Here is a 19,396-nt window from a genome sequence, read left to right on the forward strand (position 1 = left end):
GGAAATACCGCTAGAGGGTAGGGGCGAGCGGCCGCTTGCCCTATTCGCTTAACGGCATGGGCGAGGCCCTCGCCTGTCGCTTTTTCCCTCCCCGGGCGGTCGCACCTGAAAGGGGAGGGGCGAGGGGAAGCCTCTCCGCAGAGAAACGCTTTTTCTCGCCTTTTATCTGCCTGGTTGGGGCTTTGGCCGGTGGCCTCCGGCCCCACGGGGCAGGTGAGGGCCTGAAAATAGAGCTCTTCGGAGGGGCTGCCGCCCCTCCCTGGAGTTTGGCCTCTTTTATGGCATCCTCCTGTATCTTGGTATGGGTAGCGAAGGGCACTGCCCTTCGCTACCCATAGGGCCAAACCAGAAGGAGGGGCTGCCGTCCCTCCGATCCACCCCAGAGATGCGGGGCCACGCTTCCATATCGCTTAAGTTGATACCAATGGGGCACGGCCTTCGACCTGCCTGGCCTCGGCCTGGGTCCTTCGGGAAGGGCCGAGAAAGGCAGGTACAGGCCGGAAAAGCGGGGTTTTCGTAGAGGGGAAGACCCCTCCACACCTTCCCCTGTGGAACTGGTCGTTGAGGAAGCCCCCTTGGACATCTTGCCGGTAAATTTTCAGACACGCTCTCAGACACACTCCTACACCACATCGGGCGGCTTACGGCACCAAGTACTTGGATGCGAAAACGCCCGGAAGGTTACGAAACACGATCCTGAGAGGCCGCGTGACGAGCCTCGTCGATTTGACCTTTGGCGGATGGGAGATCATAATCGGTAGCGCCACGCTGGACGTGGGCATGGGGAAGGACGCCGTTGTCGCCGTCGATCCATTCTTACCTACCCCTTGCAGAGCGATGCAACAGGGATTTGTGGGGCGCAGCCCTGCAACTGGGTACGCTGCCGCGATGGTGGATGACAGGAAGGGAGGGAAGATGCGTCGAGAGCATGACCTGTATCCGATGCTGGGTGTGGAAGAAGCCATCGATCGTTTCCTGAGCCATTTTCGACCTCTGGATACGGAGCGGGTGCCGATCCTGGAGGCTTTGGGGCGCGTCCTGGCCGAGGATGTGGCGGCGGAGATGGATATCCCCCCGCTGTCCAACTCCGCTATGGATGGGTACGCGGTGCGTTGTGAGGACACGGAGGATGCCCGGCCGGAGGCCCCGCGCCGGTTGCGCGTCGTCGCTGATCTGGCCGCCGGCTATGTGTTGGATCAGCCCATTCAGCCGGGCACGGCGGTGCGGATCATGACGGGGGCACCCGTCCCTCCCGGCACCGGAGCGGTGGTGCCGTTTGAGGAGGTGGAGACCGACGGCGAGGACATCCTGGTCTTCAAGGCCTATCCACCGAACAAGAACGTGCGGGCTGCTGGCGAGGACGTCCGGGCCGGGCAGGTGGTGTTGACGAAGGGAGCCGTCCTGCGCCCGCAGGAGATCGGGATGTTGGCTGCTCTGGGGTACACGGACATCGCCGTGCACCGCCGGCCGCGGGTGGCCATCCTGTCCACCGGAGACGAGGTCATCGATGTGACGGACCCGTGGCAGCCGGGAAAGATCCGCGACGCGAACAGCTATTCCAACGCGGCGCAGGTGCTCAAATACGGCGGCATCCCGATCCGCCTGGGAATTGCCCGGGACACGATCGATGATCTGACGGCGAAGATCCGCTCCGGCCTGGAGCAGGGCGTGGACCTGTTCCTCACCTCGGGCGGTGTGTCGGTGGGCGATTTCGACGTCGTCAAGAAGGTGTTGGCGACGGAGGGGGAGATCACCTTCTGGCGTGTGCGCATGAAGCCGGGCAAACCGCTGGCCTTCGGCACCATCCATGGCGTGCCGCTGTTGGGGCTGCCCGGCAACCCGGTCTCGGCGATGGTCTCCTTTGAGCTGTTTGCCCGCCCGGCCATCCTCACCATGTTGGGCAGGACGAGGCTGGATAAGCCGACCGTGGACGCTATCCTGGTGGACGAGATCTCTCGCAAGGACGGGCGGCGGCATTACGTGCGGGTCACCCTGGAGGAGCGAGATGGCACGCGCTATGCCCGCCTGACCGGCGATCAGGGCTCTGGTATCCTGCTCTCCATGGTGAAGGCGGATGGGCTGGCCATCATCCCCGAGGACGCCGATCATCTACCGGCCGGATCGTCGGTTCGGGTCCTGCTGTTCGACAACCCAGAGCGATAGATCGTCGTTGTCCGTCTGTGGGCAGGGATGATTCATGAATCACCCCTGCCCCGGCAGCACCCATGAGAGAGTGTGCCCGGCGGCTCCTTTCCGTGGAATGCGACAAGGCCGGAGATCATCTCCGGCCTTGTGCGTGTGCATCGCGGCCCGCCGCTCGAGGATCTCAGGCTTGAGAGGCCGCTGCGGCCTCCGCATCGGATGCCTCCCCGGGGCGGTCTAGCATCTGCATGTCCTGGGCCACGATCTTGGCCCGTGAGCGCGTCTCGCCTTTGTCGTCCTCCCAGCGGTCGATCTGCAGGCGTCCCTCCACGTAGACCAGCCGGCCTTTGCTCAGGTACTGCTCGCAGATATCGCCCAGCTTACCCCATGCCTCGACGGTGAACCAGTCGGTGGCCTCGCGGCGTTCTCCGTCGCTTCCCGTCCACGTGCGGTTGACGGCGATGTTGAACTGAGCGACTTTGCGACCGTTGGGCGTGGTGCGCACGTCCGGATCGTGTCCCAATCGGCCGATGAGCTGGACTCTGTTCAGCGCTGGCATGGTGCCCCTCCTCATGCGAATGGCATTACGGTGGTCGCCGTGCTGCCGACAGTGTGCCGGATCGCGGTCACATGCGGCTCACAAGGAGGGGATCACGGGCCCGGGGCAACAACGGGCGGAGCTCCTATGCTCCGCCCGCTGGTTTCCATCGCCCGGGATGTTCCCTGGAAGCACATTGAGAGGGTGACGGAGGGCAGCGCCCTCTGTCCCCCAAAAGTCGGACTTGGGAGAGGGGAATCAGCCTCCCCGTAGCTTGGCCAGGTCCTCATCGATGGCCTTCAGCTTTTCCTCTGTCAAGAGGTGCGGGACGAAGTTGGCGAGCTCCTCCAGCGAGAATTGCATCGCGGAGCCGACCTGCGGCGCGTTGAGCCTGTCGCCGAAGTGCTTCTCCAGGATGGCCCTGGCCCGCTCGTCGGCGAGCAGATCCCTGAGCTTGCTGCGGATACTGAGTTCGGGAGCGGGCACCTCCCCGGTCGGGCCTCCGATCGGCTGTGTGGTCGTCTCCTTCCAGGCGAACGAGCCCTGGACCCGGATATCACGGGACGAGCTCCCGACCAGCACCTCGAACTCGCCCGCCTCCGTCACCCACGCCTTTTGCTGGGGATCGTAGAACGCCAGCGCCCTGGCATCCAGCGTGAACGTCACCGTCTTCGCCTCACCAGGCTCCAGCGCGACCTTCTGGAATCCCCGGAGCTCCTTCTCCGGCCGCAGTACGCTGGCCTCCACGTCCCGGACGTAGAGCTGCACCACCTCCTTGCCCGCACGCGAGCCCGTGTTCTGGACGTCCACGGAGACCCGGACCTCCTCGCTCGTCTCGGCGGGATCGATCCGCAGGTTGCTGTAGGCGAAGGTGGTGTAGGAGAGCCCGTGGCCGAAGGGGAATAGCGGCTCGATCTTCTTCTTGTCATAATATCGGTAGCCGACGAAGATGCCCTCGCCGTAGAAGACCTGGCCGCGCTCGCCCGGGTAGTTGATGTAGGCGGGGTTGTCCTCCAGCCGCTTGGGGAAGGTCGTCGGCAGCTTGCCGGAGGGGTTCACGTCGCCGAACAACACATCGGCGATGGCGTTGCCGCACTCCTGGCCGGGGAACCACGCCTCGAGCACGGCCGGCACCTTGTCCAGCCACCCCATGGTGACCGGTGCGCCGGTCTGCAGGACGACGATGGTGTTGGGATTGGCCGCGGCCACCCGTTCCACCAGCTCCGCCTGGCGGCCGGGCAGCTCCATGTCCGTGCGATCGAACCCCTCACTCTCCCAGTCGCCGTTGGTGCCGATGAACAGCAACGCCACATCCGACTCGGCGGCGAGCTGCGTCGCCCGCTCGATCGGGTCGCCGATGACGGGGGGCTGGCAGCCGACGATCAGGCCGCCCAACATGGCGTTCCCCTTGGTGTATCGGATCTCGATCTCGTATGCCTGCCCGGCCGTCAGCTCGATCTCCCCCTTCTTCTCCTGGCTGCCCGCCCCGAAGAAGGCCTCGCCGGGCGTTTGCTCCGTCCAGTTGTCCACGACCTCCCGGCCGTCGATGTAGAGTCGGCTCAGGCCGGCGCTGACCAGGCTGAACGTGTATGTGCCCGTCTCCGGCACCGTGAGCGTGCCGCGCAGCCGGGCGGAGAACTGGCCGGGGTTCACTCCCGGCGCGAACTCCCCGATCCAGAAGAAGCGCAGATTTCGGGTCACCTGCGTGAGGACGGGCTCGCCAGACAGGTCGGGGGTGTTGTAGTACTCGCAGGTCAACCCCGGCCCCTGTCCCTCGGCTGGCGTGAGCCAGTCGGCCTCCAGGAGCGGCGTGCCCTTGTGGTTGGTGCAGCCCTGCTCGTACCGGACCTGGATCGCGTCCCCGCATCGGTTCCGAATGCCCTCGAGCGGCGAGACGGCGTAGTGCGGGTTGACCTGAGCGCTGCCGCCGCCCATGATCTGTGCGACCCTGGCGTTCGGCCCGATGACGGCGATGGTCTTGATCTTGCCCTCGTCCAGTGGCAACACGTCGCCTTCGTTCTTCAGCAGCACGATCCCCTCGCCCGCCGCCTCCCGGATGAGGGCCCGGTGCTCCGGCTTATCCACGGCCTTTTCCGGCTCCTCCGGGTGATCCATGGCCCCCGTCTTCAGGATGATGCGCAGCAGACGCCGGACCTTGTCGTCGATGATCTCCTCGCTGACCAGCCCGTCCTGGACAGGCTGGAGCAGCTTCTTGCCCAGGAATCGGGCCGGGCCGGGCATCTCCAGGTCGAGCCCGGCGTTGGCGGACTCCACCGTGCTCTTCGTGGCGGTCCAGTCGGAGACCACGACCCCCTGGAACTCCCACTCCCCCTTCAGGATCTCACTCAGCAGGTAGGGGTGCTCGCAGCAGTGCGTGCCGTTCAGCCGGTTGTATGCGCCCATGATCGCCCATACGTCGGCCTCCTTGACCGCCGCCTCGAACGGGATCAGGTAGATCTCACGCAGCGCCCGCTCGCGCACCTCAGAGCTGATCGACAGGCGCTCGAACTCCGAGTCGTTGCATACGAAGTGCTTGATGCACGCGCTCACGCCCTGGCTCTGCACGCCCTTGATGTAGCTCACGGCGATGCGGGACGTGAGGTAGGGATCCTCGGAGTAGCACTCGAAGTTGCGGCCGCCCAGAGGGGAGCGATGGATGTTCACCGTGGGGGCCAGGAGCATATGGGCGCTTTTCGTCCTCGTCTCCTCACCCAGGGCCACGCCCACACGGTGGATCAGCTCCGGGTTCCATGTGGCCGCCAGGGAGACGCCGGCCGGGAAACACGCCGACGTGAGGCCGCCTTGCCACTGGCTGCCCCGGGCACCGTTGGGGCCGTCCGTCATCTTGAACGGCGGGATGCCCAGCCGCTCGACCCCGGTGCTGTGCCACATGTCGGAGCCGGCGGTCATGGAGACCTTTTCCTCCAACGTCATCTGGCTCAGCAGTGCTTCGATGCGCTCTTCCATGGGCTGCGATGGTTGGTCGGACATGGAAGCCTCCTTCGCTTTATAGATGGATTCCAGGCGCTCGCGGCGAGCGGGGATCGCCGCGAGTCACCGTTGTATTAGCTCGGCCTCAATGGCTTGCAATACCTCGTCCGTCAGCGCTCGCGGCGCATAATCCGCCAGCTGGGCGAGGGATAGGTCCATGATCTGTTCCAGCGGCGCCGTGTCGATCGCGTCGGATACGTATTTGGCCAGGATCTTCCTGGCCCGCTCGTCGGCGAGCAGCTCTCGTAGTGGGCTGTGAATGCTGAGCTGGGCGGCCTCTTTTGCCGCCTCTCTCAGCGCGCTGGCCTCATATACGAAGTCGTATCGCCCGGATCCTATCTCGACCAGGACGGCATCCTGTGTCTGCTTGGCCCTGGTGATCCCTTCGGCCTCGCGAAGCGGGCGCCCGCTCTCGGTCACCTGCTCCAGGATCGCATGGGGCAAGCGCACCGTGGCGTGGGTGTTAGCCGGGATCGACACCGACAGGTGGAAGCGATCCTCGGTGAGCTCCCAGGAGGACTCGATAGGGCCGTACATGGAGTGCAATGTGGCCCGGGCGTGGGTGAGGCCGCCGCCCGGGTGGGGCTGGATCCGGATATGCTTGTAGCCGGGGCGGTCGGGGTCCACGTCGATGCCGGCGACCACGCTGTATAGCCAGTGGCCGATGGCGCCGAAGGCGTAGTGGTTAAAGGAGTTCATGCTGGGATCCTGGAACTCCCCATTCGGTTTGATCCCGTCCCACCGCTCCCAGATCGTCGTGGCGCCCCACTGCAGCGCGTACAGCCAGGAGGGGTAGGTCTCCTGGTTCAACAGCGTGTAGGCGACGTCCAGGTATCCCATCCGGCTGAGCACATGGCACAGATAGGAGGTCCCCACAAAGCCCGTGGACAGGTGGTTGTCCCGTCTGCGGATGTCCTCCACCAGCCGGCGTGCGGCCTCGGGACGTTGCTCCTCCGATAGCAGGTCGAACGCCAGCGCCAGCACGTAGGCGGTCTGCGTGTTGGGAGAGAGGCGTCCCCGCCCGGTGACGAATTCCTCTCGGAACGCCTGCCTGATCTTGGCCAGGAGGTCTGCGTACTCCCGGGCGTCCTCCTCCTTGCCCAGGATCTGGGCCGTGCGCTGTACGATGCTGGTGGAGTAAGCGAAGTAGGCGGTGGCGATGAGGTCGAAATCCGTGGCCGCGTTGGGCCACCTGGCGTCGGGAGAGGTGACGGATAGCCAGTCGCCGAAATGGAAGCCCGTGTTCCAGAGGTACTCATCTCCCGCCTGCGCCCGGATGTACTCCACCCACGCCTTCATGCTCTCGTACTGGGACTCCAGGATGCGTCGGTCGCCGTAGCAGAGGTAGATCGTCCAGGGGACGATGGCGGCCGCGTCGCCCCAGGCGGCCGATCCGGCGTTGGCGGGCCCCAGCGCGTTGGGGATCACCCAGGGCACGTTCCCATCCTCCCGCTGATCGAGCGCCAGGTCCCGTAGCCATTTGGTGAAGAAGGCGGCCACGTCCATGTTGAAGCAGGCCGTTCGGGCGAAGACCTGGGCATCCCCGGTCCAGCCCAGTCGCTCATCTCGTTGCGGGCAGTCGGTGGGCACGTCGAGGAAGTTCCCCTTCTGTCCCCACACGATGTTGTGCTGGAGTTGGTTGATCAGGGGATGGGAGCATTCGAAATGGCCCGTCGGGGTGATGTCGGAGTGGATCACGATGCCGGTCAGATCGTCGAGGGTGGGTTCGCCGGGATAACCCTCCACCGCCACGTAGCGGAATCCGTGGAAGGTGAAATGCGGCTCGAAGGTCTCCTCCCCCTCCCCTTTCAGGATGTACCGATCCGTCTGGTCGGCCGAGCGCAGGTTCTCGGTATACAGATTGCCCTCTTGATCGAGCACTTCGGCGTGGCGGAGGGTGATCACCGTGCCCGGATCGCCGTGGACGCTCAGGCGCACCCAGCCGACCATGTTCTGCCCCATGTCGAAGACCAGCTCCCCCGCCGGCGTCCGGATGATCTCGACCGGCCGGATCTCCTGGATCCTGCGCACGGGAGGACCCGCCGGGGCGACCAGGATCTCCTTGCTGTGTTCGACGACCCGCACGCCCGACCAGGTGCTGTCGTCGTACCCGGCCTGGCTCCATCCCGGCTTCTCCAGACGAGCGTCGTAGATCTCGCCCTTATAGATGTCCGACATGCGGATGGGGCCGGTCGACGACTTCCAGCTCTCGTCCGAGCATACCATCTCCACGCGGCCGTCCTCATAAACGATCCGGATCTGCAGCAGCAGCGCCAGCTTTTCCCCGTAGGTGTTCCGTTTGCCCTCGAAGGCGAGGTAGCCCCGGTACCAGCCGTCGCCCAGGGTGACGCCGATCGCGTTCTCGCCCGGTTGCAGGTATTCGGTCACATCGTAGGTCTGGTACTGCAGTCGCTTGTGGTAGCTGGTCCAGCCGGGTGTGAAGAGCTGGTCCCCCACCCGCCGGCCGTTCAGCTCCATCTCGTACAGGCCCAGGCTGGTGACGTACGCTCGGGCCGATTTCACGGCGCCGTTCACCGTGAACGCCGTACGGAGCATAGGGCAGGGCTGAGGGATGGAGGTATCCTCGTCCAGATCGGGCTCGATCCACTTGGCCTGCCAGTCCTCCGGGCTCAGCAGGCCCATCTCCCAGAAGGCCGGCTCGCTCCAATCGGAGGGGCGGTCATCCCGGTCCCAGACGCGCACTTGCCAGTAGCAGCGCTGCCCCGATCGCAGGGAGGGACCCTCGTAGACGCGATGGATGGATTCCTCGGATGCGACTTTGCCCGAGTCCCACAGTAGATCCTCCCCGGAGGTCAGCGCGTCCGCGCTGGGGGCCACCCGGATCTGATAGGCGGCCTGGATCACATTGCGTCCCGGGGCCTCGATCTGCCAGCTGAGGCGGGGCCGCGTGACGTCGATGCCCAGAGGATTCACCTTGTACTCGCAGCGTAAATTCGTGACCAGAAGAGAAGGGGCCGAGCTCATGTGGTAAGCCTCCTCGTGCGTGTGAACCAGGGCGGCCCCGCTCCGCTCTCACGTCATTCGGACGGGGTCGGGGCTGTATGCGACTTCTCACGTGTGTTACAGCGCGCGGCGCAGGATATCGGCCAGCGTCTCGTCGGAGAGGGACACCGGGTTATACCGCATCGAGCTGGCCCTCTTCGCCTGCTGGACGAGGTCCGGGATGTCCTCCTCGGTCATGCCGAATTCGGAGAGCTTCGGTATCTTCAGGGCCCGCACCAGCTCTTCCACAAAGGTGATGCCCGCGTCGATGGTGGCGTCCTCCGTGGAGAGCCGTCGCCCGAGCAGGGCCTGCCCGACGTCGGCGTAGCGGGTTAACACGGGGCTGTTGGGGTCTTGCCTGCGCAGCGTGGCCACGTTGGCGGCCATGACGTGAGGCAGCAGGGCGGCGCAGACCACTCCGTGCGGTATGGGGAAGCGGGCTCCCAGGGGCGAGGCGAACCCGTGCACGGCGCCCAGGCCCGCGTTCGCCAGGCAGATGCCTCCCATGAGCGCCGCCAGGGACATCTCGTCGCGTGCGTCGGCGTCGTCCCCGTTCTCGTACGCCCGCCGCAGCGATCGGGCGATCAGCCGGATCCCGGTGAGCGCCATGCCGTCCGTCAGGGGCTGCGCCCGATTGGACACGTACGGCTCGATCACCTGGGTCAGCGCGTCCAGCCCGGTGCTGGCCGTGACCTCCGGGGGCATGCTGTGCGTCAGGGCCGGGTCGACCAGTGCCACGCGAGGGATGAGGTATGGGCTGCGCATGCTCGCCTTGAAGTGCTTCTCCTTGTAGGCGATGACGGCGTTGCGCGTGACCTCGGAGCCGGTCCCGGCCGTGGTGGGGACGGCGATCAGGGGAGCGGCCGGCTTCGTGAGCGGCTTCCCCTGCCCGATCACCTCCATGTAGTCGAGGGCGGAGCCGCCGTTGGTGAGCAGGCCCGCCGTGGCCTTGGCCGTGTCGATGACGCTGCCCCCGCCCAGGCCGATGACCATGTCGCAGCCCGCCGAGCGAGCCTCCTCCAGCGCCTCGTCGACGGTGGAAATCTGGGGCTCCCCCTTCACCCTGTAATACGCCCGGCCGATCCCGTGGGCGTCCAGGTGTGCGGCCAGCCGGTCGATGATCTTCCCGGTTCGCAGGAATTCGCCGCCGTGCACGACCATCGCCTTGCGGCCGAATCCGGCGGCGATCTCCCCGATGCGATCGAACTCATCACGCCCATAGATGATGCGGTTGGCTGTGTAGAACTCGAACTTCATCGCCCCTCCTCTGCAGGTATGTTGGATGAAAGACGAGGGACGGCCGTTGCCCCTCGTCGCCTCTCGCCCCTCGTCTTCTGTCCTCTGTAGGCGTCACCACGCATCATCGGGAGGGAACAGGCTGTAATGGCGAACGCCCTGCCTGGGCTGCGCCATCCAATCGGCGACGGTCTCTCGCCACCTCAGGTAGTGTGGGGTCTGTTGGTGGCGTGCGAAGTCCTCCTTCGTTCGGTAGACCTCGTATAGGAAGAAGCGGGTGGGCTCATCCTCCGCCTGCAGCACGTCGAAACGGACATTCCCTGGCTCCTGGCGGGTGTTGAGGTGGTTGTCCTTCGTGGCCTCGATGAACTGATCCACGTATTCCGGTTTCACCCAGACGGTGACGCAGACGACATACATGGTAGCCCTCCTTACATGCTGAGATGCCGAATCGCCCTGTGCTCGCATTCTACCATCCTGTGAGGATGGCCGCAAACGTTTGATGCAAACGGGGCTACTCTCGCCCCTGGGGTGGCTCCAGGGGGCTCCTTTAGGGCCTCGTGGGGAATTCCAGGCGCGCTACGGGGTGAAACAAGCGGCGGCGACGTGGGAGCCGAGGCGGGCGGAGCATGGGGACTCCGCCTGCCTCGGGGAGTTCATCTTAATTCACCGCGGCCTTCGCCAGCCGGGGCCGTCGTCGGAGGGCGACCTCTCCGGTCACGGAGCGGCCACGATGCGATAGATGGAGCCATCGCCATAGTGGACGACGTAGAGTTCTCCCTCCGCGTCCTCGCCGAAGGTGCTGATCTGCAAGCCGCTCTGGAGGAGCTCTGTCATCTCCCATGTGCCCGCCGGGCTTTGCAAGAGGCCCCAGATCCGCCCGGTGCAGAAGTCCCCGAACAGGTACACGCCGACGAGCGCGGGGTATCGGCTCCCGCGATACACATAGCCGCCCGTGATGGAGCATCCCAGCGTGTGGTCGTACTCGACCACCGGAAGCACCAGCCCCTCCGTCTCGCATCCGGTCTCCGGCTCGAAGCAATGGGCTCCCTCCATGATGTCCCAGCCGTAGTTCTCGCCGCCCGGGCTGTTCGCCGGCTGGACGTCCACCTCCTCATAGCGGTTCTGGCCGACGTCGGCGATGTACAGGTCGCCGGTGGCCCGGTCAAAGGAGAACCGCCACGGGTTCCGCAGCCCCAGCGCCCAGATCTCGGGGCGGGCTCCCGGCCGGTCGACGAAGGGGTTGTCGGCGGGGATCGCGTACGTCTCCACCCCGGCTACGTCGATTCGCAACATCTTACCCAGGAGCACGCCGAGGTTCTGGGCGTTCCCCCACGGATCTCCGCCGCGCCCCCCATCTCCTGTGCCGATGTAGAGGTATCCATCCGGGCCGAACTGAAGCTGGCCGCCGTTGTGGTTCCGCGCCGGCTGGTCGATCTGGAGGATGATCTGCTCGCTGGCGGGATCGGCCCGCCGTGGGTCGCCGTTGGGAGCCCGGTAGCGGGCGATGACGGTGTCCCCCCGGCGATCCGTGTAGTTGACGTAAAAGAGCCCCGTGGTCGCGAAGTCCGGCGGGAAGGCGACGCTGAGCAGCCCCTGTTCCGCTCCGCCGGAGCCCACCCGGTCGGTGATGTCGAGGAAGGGGGTGGGGAGTACCTCGCCGCCCTCGACGACCCGGATGCGCCCGGCCCTTTCCACCACGTAAACCCGGGCGGGGTCTCCGGCGTGGGTGAGGTACACGGGCTGTCGGAAGCCGCTGAACGCCGGCTCCAATGCGATGGAAGGGGGCCTCGTGGGCTGGGATTCCGGGGGCTGGGCTTGCGGTTCGAGAGTCTGGGGCTGCGGCGTGGCCGTGGGAATCGACGTGGCCGTCGGCGGGGCGGCGGTAGGTGAAGGGGCTGGCTTCTCGGACCTGCACGCGTTGACCAGGAGGAGCAGGCCGACCAGGATCAGGCCATGGATATAAACGGGATAGCGAGTTCGGTTCATAGGGTACTCCTTACGTTGGGATCTTCGGACGGGAGCTGGCTGGGCGATCGCCCGTTTGACCGGCGCAGAGTGGGGGAGGGGGCCTGAATGCCGTGAGGGAAGGGGAACATCGGGGCTCGCCCAGGACGATCCGAAGGGCTCGTGCCGGATAGGTCTGCTCGCGTGCTATTGGGTCTCGATGATCGGGAGCGCCTCTTCCCCGAGCACGATCTCGATGTCCCAGGGCGGCATGGAGACCGTCTTGCTCAAGTCTTGGACCTCGGTGGAGCCCAGGATGGATTGTAGGAGGGATAGGGTGCGAGGTTTGCGGACGAAGACGCGCACCACTGTACGAGGGTATGTGGAGCGGTCCGCCTCTCCTGTGTGGGTGATCTGGAGGCCATACGCCCTCAGCTGATCAGCCACGCGAGCTGCCCTCTCCGGACGTCCGGTCCCGTCCAGGACGGCGATGCGTGCGCTCTCCGCTTTCAGCGCGCTATCCTCCAGGACTTCGGCCATCTTGGGCGAGGCCGAGGCCGTGTGCGGGGAGGCCACCGGGATGCCACCCCCGAACAGATCGTCCATCAGGGGGCGGATCGCGTCCCGATCTGGGATCAGCACATAGCCGATCTCCGGATCGTTTCGTTCCTCGCCCAGGCTGCGATCGATCACCACCTGCTTCACGTTGTCCAGATCCAGGTGTCGCGTCAGGTTGGCCAGGGCGGCGATCTTATCCAGAGGGATGTCCGTCTCCACGCTGCCCGCGAAGGTCCGGGCGAGCTGTGGCAGGCGCATGATCAGGGAGGGCAGCTTATCGGTTCGCAGCAGCTGCTCCTTGATGGCCAGGAGCACCTGTTGTTGTCGGCGCGCCCGCCCATAGTCATCGTCCACGTGACGGGTGCGGGCGTATTTCAGGGCCAGTTCGCCGTCCATGTGATGCTGCCCCGCCGGGATGAAGAGGGGGTCGTACCCGTAGTTGTCGTCCGGGAAGGTCGGATCGTTGATGTCCTGTGGCACATAGATGTCCACGCCGCCGATGAGATCGATGAGGCGTCGGAACCCGTCGAAGTTGATCTTGACGTAATAATGGATCGGATAGCCGATCAGGTCGCTGACCGTGCGTTTGGCCAGCGCGGGGCCGCCTCCGGGATATCCCCTGGCCTCCCCGATCACGTGGGCGGTGTTGATCTTGGCGAAGATATCGTACTCCGGGATGCGCACCCACAGGTCCCGGGGGATGGAGAGCATGCCGACCTGCCCGGTGGTCGGGTCCAGGGTGACGACGATCATGGTGTCCGTGCGCGTGGGACCCGCCTCGCTGGGGCGTTTATCCACGCCCAGGAGCAGGATGTTCACCCGTTCGCCGCTTCGAGGGTGCCAGGGCCGGACGGTCGGGGTGGGAGCCACGGTCGGGGAGGGCTCCGGCGTGACCTCGTCGGCGGTGGTGGTGGACTGGGCGGCCACGGCGGTGATGAGGGGCACGGCGCTCTTCGGCACGCTGGCGACGGCGGACCGCGTCCATCGATAGAGCCGATAGCCTGAGTAGGCGAAGACCAGCGCGAAGGCGATAAGCAGACAGCCCAACACGACCCCAACCCACGGCGGGGTTGGCCGCTGGTCAGGCGGTTGAGCATTGTGGATCGTATGCAAATCGGGGACGTCTCGCTCGTTTCCCATATCGGCAGAGATTATAACACAGGAGGATCGCCCGGGCCAGTAAATCGCCGGCGATCACAGGTTTTTCGAGCCCGCGTGGCCTGATGTGGAGGGGTTGCGATGTGGGTGTGCGTGAGGGCTATTCGGGTGGTATGGGCGCTTTGTACAGCCCCTTGCCGGTCAGGATGTAGAAGGCCCTCTCGGTCTCGTCGACGAACAGGCTTCGCATATCCTGGAACTGGAGCGCGTCCCTGGTGGGACGCATTTGCCGGATGAATCGGCCGTCCTTCCCGAACTCGATGATGCGTCCGGTGCGAGCGTCGCCGATGTAAAGTCGCTCCGTGGTGGTGCCCTCATTGCGCCCGGCGACCAGGGCCGCTGGCGCCTGCAGGCGACCCGGGAACCCGGAGAAGGAGAACGGCTGTTGCTGGCCCTGGAAGAATTTGAGCACCCGCCCATCGGCGAATAGGATCCAGATGTTGCCGTCGATGCTGAAGTCCACGGCCCCGCCGAGGTCGATGCTGCCCGTGAACTCCTCGGCGAAGTAGGGCTCCGGTTCGTTGGCGTAACCGTTGGTGGTGGGGATGTATCGCCAGATGGCATTGGCCTGTGTGTCCATCAGGTAGAGGCGCCCGAAATAGGTTCCCAGCTTTTGCGGATAGCGCAGGGGCTTTGTGTTGAACTCGATGCGGGTAAGGCCCAGGTTCTCCATCCACTGCCACAGGTTCCCGTCGGCATCCAGGATGAGAAGGGCGCTGACGTTGCGACCGTCTCCCGCCGGGACCCACACCATGTCCACCATCTCGCCGACGATAGCTTCACCCAGGTTCTGGCCCTTGCTCAGCAGCGGCCCCGCGTCGACCTCTTCCAGCCCATCGCGCTCGCTGCTCAGGCGATAGTGGTCGACCCGATCCAGCCCCCGGTCCAAGATGAACACGTTGTCGCCGCTGACGACCACCCGGCCAGGGTCACGCCTCCCCTCTCCGAATTCCTTAAGGGTGAGCGTGAGATATAACATCTCTACCTGTTCGATGCGATCTCGCTGCTCCTGGATGTTTATCCGTAGTTGCTGGATATCCGGATGTGTCGGCTGCAGCAGCTCCGCCTGATCCAGCAGGGTTTCCGCTTCGATGAGCGCTGCCTGGGCCTGGGCCGGATCGGTCGTCGTGCTCGCCAACGTCAGTTGGGATTTCGCTTCATCCAGCAGCTCCTGGAGCTTCTGCGCTCGCGTGACCCCTCGCTGCCAGTATGCAGCTCCTACCAGGAGGGCGATCAGGATCGGGATGGCGATGGCGACGAACAGCGCCCATTTCGAGGAGCCGGGCTGTGGCCGGGAGGGGGCCGCCTTCGCTGGACGCTCCTCCCGCCTCTCTGGAGGGGGGCGTCGCGTCAGCCGAATGCGGGGCAGGGAAAATCTCCAAGCTGGCCTGGAAGGAGGCTCGGCCTCTGCGGAGGGTACCTCCTCCCAGAACTCCTCCTCCAGAAGCTCCTCCTCCGTGGCCTCCTCTGGCCAGGGCTCTTCCTCGACGGCCGGCTCCCAGGCGGGATGGGGCGCTTGCGGCTCCTGCGCGGTCTCTATCGGCTCCTCGCGCACGGGGACGGACCGCGGCGGGCGCGTGACCGAGCGCGGGATATGCGGCGGGGTGCGATGGGACGTTGGGGCCGATCGGGTGGGCTGTCCCTCCACGTCGGGGGGCATTTCGGGCTCAGCCGGGGCGGAGGTGGGCGGGACCGCCGACGTGGGCGGGCGACGGGGCTGCGCCTCGATCCCAGGGATATGGGACCAGGCCTCCGGCTCCGCCTCAATGGCGATGAGGATGCTGGCCAGGCCGGTCTCCTGGGCGACCTCCCGGAGGTAACGGATGCCGGCCTCCTGGTCGGATGCGGCTACGATGGCCGCCATCTCTCGGGCGGAGACGCGCTGGAGCCATCCGGCGTCGGCCAGAAGCACGGCGGTGTCGCCTCGCAGTTGGGTGTGGAAGAACTCCACATCGGGCGGGGCCTCATCGCCCAGGTAGACCTCGTCCTCCGGGATCCAGGCGGGGAACTGATCGACGGTGTCCGGGTGGGCGACGAAGGAGACGACGGGGCCGGCGTGTCCCAGGAAGAGATCGCGGCCGCGGATGATCAGGCAGGCCACGCTTCCCCGCCATGTCGCCTGCGAGGTGGTGTTGGCGTGTCGCAGCGCTTCATGGGCCGCGAGGATCGCCTGGGTCAGGCTGTAGGTCACGGAGCCGGTCGTCTGCTCGTAGTAGAGGGCCTGGATCGTGTTCAACATCTGGCGGGAGAGGCGGGCCTGGCCGGTTCCGGCACCGTGGAGGTTCAAGAGGATGTACAGGTTGCCACGGGCCCGGGCCTGGGGCGTGTTCGCTTCAGGCTCCACGGCGCGAGCGTGGTAGACCGGATGATCTCGCTCCGCACTGATCTCAACGGCCGTTATCCGTGTGGGCAGTGCCATGGTGCGTCCTCCGGTGCCGGGTGGGCAAGCTCACTCGTCGGCGAGCTCCAGGATCTCGTCTGCGTAGCGGAGAAGCTGTTCGATGCGTTCGGGTGGAGTTTGCCGGGCGATCAGATAGCGTTCCAATATCTCACGGGGGGTCAGCGTTTCGATGGATTCCTGACTCCCCAATCGCAGTCGCGAGGGACGTTTCACCTCTCGGGAGATGGCGGCCACGTAGAACGCCGGCGCCAGCGCCTGCCGGATGGCCGCGTCGTCCAGCCGTGCCTCCACCTCCGCCGTGGTGTGGATCGTCAGACGTACGATGGCGTCGTCGATGGGGTGTTGAGCGATGGCGTTCAACACCTGTTGAGTGGGATCCTCTCCATCGGCTCGCACGTCGATGGCGATGAACCGTCGGGCGTTCACGGGGACGAAGCGCCAGTCCGCATGCCCCTTTTCCAGCTCGACCAGGATAAACCCTTTTCGCTCGGATGCCTCGCCGAAGTCGATCCGCTCCAAGCTCCCGGAGTAGACCACCGGCGGGTCGTCGCACAGGCATTGGTGTTTGTGGATGTGCCCCAGGGCGACGTAATCGAACGCTTGATGGCGTACCAGGCTGAGGGGCAGCACCAGATCACGCCCCAGCATGACGCTGCGCTCGCTGCCGTAGACGGCGCCGTGGACCGTGCCGTGCGCCACCAGGACCGTGGGCAGCGCCGGGTCCAGCCGGCTCACCAGCCCCCCGTCCCTGAGGAGGGCCCGGTCGAGCTTATCCAGCATGAGCTGGTGGATCTCTTCCAGGTTCAGGTTCTTGTACTCGTCTCGTGTGAGCAGCGCGCTGCGGGTGACCCACGGCAGCGCGACGATCTGCACCGGCCCGTTCTTCGTGTCCACGCGGTACGTGTCAGGTCGTCGGGCCACCAGGACGTTTTCCACCTCCAGGGTGTCGAAGATCTCGATGGCGTGGGCACGGCTGGCGGCGTTGGGGAGGTCGTGATTGCCCACCAGCAGGAAGGTGGGGATGCCCAGCTCCCGGGCGAGGCGGTGGATGCGTCGGGCGAACTCCCGCTGATACGTGGGGGAGGGATCCCTGGTCTTGAACGCGTCCCCCGCGAAGATCACCAGGTCGACGGCTTCCGCCTCCGCGAACTCGACGAGATGATCGAAGACACGCAGGAAGTCGACCAGCCGGGTGGACAGGCCGGTCTGGGGATCCAGCCGGCCGTAGTTCTCCATGCCCAGGTGGAGGTCGGCAAAATGTAGCAACTTTATCATGCTACTATTCTACACCATGGCGCGCGATGGCGCAAGGGATGCTGCGCCGTGGTGGGGTAATTTTTGTTCCGGCGATGATGAATTCTCACTCAAGGTAGGGCACGTTTGGCCACGTCGTGTACTGGGGGGAGACCGGGAAGGCGCACACGGGCACGATATCTGGCCGTGTCCCATGGGGCCGACTTTGCATATACGGCTTCTTTGTGGCCGAGTGCGAAGGCGCTGGGAGGGAGAAGACAGGGCGTGACCTTGCCCGGGAGGGGATAGACAGAAAGGCCATCGTCTCACCTGAGACGATGGCCTCCCTGTCCCTTGGTCCCGGCCGCACCGGGTAGGGCTCAGTCCTCCGCTCGCACGAAGCCCCGCTGGATCAGGTAGTCCAGGATCATGCGGGCGTTCTCCTCGGCGGTGTGATTCACCGTATCCAGGCGGATCTCCGGATGCCTGGGCGGCTCGTAGGGATCGTCGATCCCCGTGAAGCCTTTGATCTCGCCCCGCCGGGCCTTGGCGTACATGCCCTTGGCATCTCGCTGCTCGCACACCTCCAGGGGCGTGTCCACGAACACCTCGATGAACCGGTCGCGGCCGACCATGTTGCGCACCTCGTTGCGTGTGGCCCGATAGGGGCTCACTGCCGCGCACACGGCTATCCCGCCGTGTCGCACGATCTCCGAGGCGACGAATCCGATGCGTCGGATGTTGGTGTCCCGGTCTTCCTTGCTGAAGCCGAGCCCTTTGGACAGATGCGTGCGCACCACGTCGCCGTCCAGCAGCGTTACCTGACGGCCGTGCTCCAGCAGGAGGACGGTCAGGATCTCGGCCGTCGTGGACTTGCCCGCTCCGCTCAGCCCGGTGAACCAGATGCACACCCCCTGACGGTGGCGAGGGGGATAGGCCTCGGAGAGGATCTCGGCCACCTCCGGCCGGGTGAACCAATCGGGCAGCTTGCGCCCGTTGTTCAGGTACTCCTCTCGCACCTGGGTGCCGGAGATCGAGGCCGTGCGGGCGTCGGCCGGCACCCGGGAGACCTCTTCGTAGCGGTCCTCGTCGGGAAGGTAGACCAACTCCTGGAAGGAGACCACGCCCACGCCCAGCTCCTCGCTGTGTTGCCGGACCAGCTCCTGAGCATCGTAGGGGCCGTAGAAGGGCTTGCCGGTGGAGTCCTTGCCCGGGCTGGCGTGATCCCTCCCCACGATCAGGTAGTTGGCGCCGTAGTTGCGTCGGATCAGCGCGTGCCAGAGCGCCTCTCGCGGGCCTGCCAGTCGCATGGCCAGCGGCAACAACGCCAGCAGGATCCGGTCGGGCGAGAAGTATCGCTGGGCCAGCGCCTTGTAGGTTCGCACGCGAGTGTAATGGTCCACGTCGCCCGGCTTGGTCATGCCCACCACCGGATGCAGGAGCAGGACGCCGTCCACCTCCTCGATCGCCCGCTTGGTCAGCTCCTCGTGCACCCGGTGGAGCGGGTTGCGGGTCTGGAAGGCGACCACGTTGGTTCGGCCCATCTCCTCCAGTCGGGCACGAGTCTGCGCGGGCGTCAGTCGCAGGTCCTGAAAGTCATAGTGGCGCGGCAGTTGTAGGACCCGCAGACGGCCGGAGATGTTCAGCGAGCCCCACCGATTCATCTCCGCCACCAGCGGGTGGCGCAGATCCAGGGTGCCGAAAACCTTTTGGGCCACCTCCTCCCGATCCCACTCGTAGATCTCCTCGATGGTCATCACCGCCAGGAGCTCGTTCTTCGCGTTGCGCAGAGCGATCTCCTGGTCCAGGTGGATGTTGGAATCGGGCTTTACGGGCAGCGTGATGGGGATGGGGAAGAGATGCCCGCTGGTGAGGCGCATCTCGTCCAGAACTCGTTGGTGATCCTCTCGCCCCATGAAGCGATCCAGGGGGGAGAACGCTCCGACAGCCAAAAGCTCCAGGTCACATACCGAGCGCTCGGAGATCTGGATGGAAGGCAGATGGCTGGCGTAAGCCTTCAGCTCGTCTGCTTCTTCGGCGGGGACCAGCAGGTTTACCAGCTCACCGCCGTAGGGTGGGATCAAGGTAGATGTTTGAGAAACGGTTGTCGCTTTCGTGCTTCCTGTACTCAATGACGACCCTCCATAGGATGCAAAGAGATCATGGTGTGCGGAGGCTTCGTGAGGAGC

11 protein-coding genes are annotated in these 19,396 nt (G+C 65.4%); 1 reads left to right on the forward strand and 10 read right to left on the reverse strand.

Features of this window, described 5'->3' with window-relative positions; all coding sequences use genetic code 11:
* The first annotated feature begins 888 nt into the window (after positions 1–888).
* Entirely contained in the window at positions 889–2,163 is a 1,275-nt protein-coding gene (locus tag GXP39_10015) for a molybdopterin molybdotransferase MoeA (protein NOZ28370.1), read from the forward strand.
* Positions 2,164–2,326: 163 nt separating this feature from the next.
* Here the strand turns inward: GXP39_10015 and GXP39_10020 are convergent, their stop codons facing one another.
* The 10 genes from GXP39_10020 to GXP39_10065 all read right to left on the reverse strand — a co-directional run bounded on the left by GXP39_10020 (position 2,327) and on the right by GXP39_10065 (position 19,339).
* Positions 2,327–2,701, reverse strand: coding sequence for a single-stranded DNA-binding protein (locus GXP39_10020; protein ID NOZ28371.1), 375 nt, complete (start codon positions 2,699–2,701; stop codon positions 2,327–2,329).
* A gap of 237 nt (positions 2,702–2,938) precedes the next feature.
* Positions 2,939–5,647, reverse strand: a complete 2,709-nt coding sequence (locus GXP39_10025) for a beta-glucosidase (GenBank protein ID NOZ28372.1) — start codon at positions 5,645–5,647, stop codon at positions 2,939–2,941.
* 87 nt (positions 5,648–5,734) lie between these two features.
* Complete coding sequence (locus GXP39_10030) at positions 5,735–8,656, reverse strand: family 78 glycoside hydrolase catalytic domain (protein ID NOZ28373.1); 2,922 nt, start codon at positions 8,654–8,656, stop codon at positions 5,735–5,737.
* Positions 8,657–8,752: 96 nt separating this feature from the next.
* Positions 8,753–9,931 carry an iron-containing alcohol dehydrogenase gene (locus GXP39_10035; GenBank protein NOZ28374.1) on the reverse strand — a complete coding sequence of 393 codons (1,179 nt, stop codon included), beginning with the start codon at positions 9,929–9,931 and terminating at the stop codon, positions 8,753–8,755.
* A 93-nt stretch (positions 9,932–10,024) separates the two neighbouring features.
* On the reverse strand, positions 10,025–10,330 hold the full coding sequence (locus GXP39_10040; GenBank protein ID NOZ28375.1) for an antibiotic biosynthesis monooxygenase: 306 nt from the start codon (positions 10,328–10,330) through the stop codon (positions 10,025–10,027).
* Between the two features lie 297 nt (positions 10,331–10,627).
* Positions 10,628–11,899 carry a glucose dehydrogenase gene (locus GXP39_10045; protein ID NOZ28376.1) on the reverse strand — a complete coding sequence of 424 codons (1,272 nt, stop codon included), beginning with the start codon at positions 11,897–11,899 and terminating at the stop codon, positions 10,628–10,630.
* 165 nt (positions 11,900–12,064) lie between these two features.
* Positions 12,065–13,555 carry an LCP family protein gene (locus GXP39_10050; GenBank protein NOZ28377.1) on the reverse strand — a complete coding sequence of 497 codons (1,491 nt, stop codon included), beginning with the start codon at positions 13,553–13,555 and terminating at the stop codon, positions 12,065–12,067.
* A gap of 118 nt (positions 13,556–13,673) precedes the next feature.
* Positions 13,674–15,992 (reverse strand): hypothetical protein, encoded by a 2,319-nt coding sequence (locus tag GXP39_10055; protein ID NOZ28378.1) that lies wholly within the window; start codon positions 15,990–15,992, stop codon positions 13,674–13,676.
* A 30-nt stretch (positions 15,993–16,022) separates the two neighbouring features.
* A complete protein-coding gene (locus GXP39_10060; GenBank protein NOZ28379.1) occupies positions 16,023–17,246 on the reverse strand; it encodes an exonuclease SbcCD subunit D in 1,224 nt (407 codons plus the stop codon).
* A gap of 341 nt (positions 17,247–17,587) precedes the next feature.
* On the reverse strand, positions 17,588–19,339 hold the full coding sequence (locus GXP39_10065) for a bifunctional sulfate adenylyltransferase/adenylylsulfate kinase (GenBank protein ID NOZ28380.1): 1,752 nt from the start codon (positions 19,337–19,339) through the stop codon (positions 17,588–17,590).
* Between the last annotated feature and the right edge of the window lie 57 nt (positions 19,340–19,396).

This window comes from Chloroflexota bacterium (assembly GCA_013152435.1).
Taxonomy (GTDB): domain Bacteria; phylum Chloroflexota; class Anaerolineae; order DUEN01; family DUEN01; genus DUEN01.

Excerpts from the sequence above, each read along its gene's own strand:
- GXP39_10025 (NOZ28372.1), bottom strand. The coding sequence starts at position 5,647 with ATGGAAGAGCGCATCGAAGCACTGCTGAGCCAGATGACGTTGGAGGAA.
- GXP39_10030 (NOZ28373.1), bottom strand. The coding sequence starts at position 8,656 with ATGAGCTCGGCCCCTTCTCTTCTGGTCACGAATTTACGCTGCGAGTAC.
- GXP39_10020 (NOZ28371.1), bottom strand. The coding sequence starts at position 2,701 with ATGCCAGCGCTGAACAGAGTCCAGCTCATCGGCCGATTGGGACACGAT.
- GXP39_10015 (NOZ28370.1), top strand. The coding sequence starts at position 889 with ATGGTGGATGACAGGAAGGGAGGGAAGATGCGTCGAGAGCATGACCTG.
- GXP39_10050 (NOZ28377.1), bottom strand. The coding sequence starts at position 13,555 with ATGGGAAACGAGCGAGACGTCCCCGATTTGCATACGATCCACAATGCT.
- GXP39_10055 (NOZ28378.1), bottom strand. The coding sequence starts at position 15,992 with ATGGCACTGCCCACACGGATAACGGCCGTTGAGATCAGTGCGGAGCGA.
- GXP39_10035 (NOZ28374.1), bottom strand. The coding sequence starts at position 9,931 with ATGAAGTTCGAGTTCTACACAGCCAACCGCATCATCTATGGGCGTGAT.
- GXP39_10040 (NOZ28375.1), bottom strand. The coding sequence starts at position 10,330 with ATGTATGTCGTCTGCGTCACCGTCTGGGTGAAACCGGAATACGTGGAT.
- GXP39_10045 (NOZ28376.1), bottom strand. The coding sequence starts at position 11,899 with ATGAACCGAACTCGCTATCCCGTTTATATCCATGGCCTGATCCTGGTC.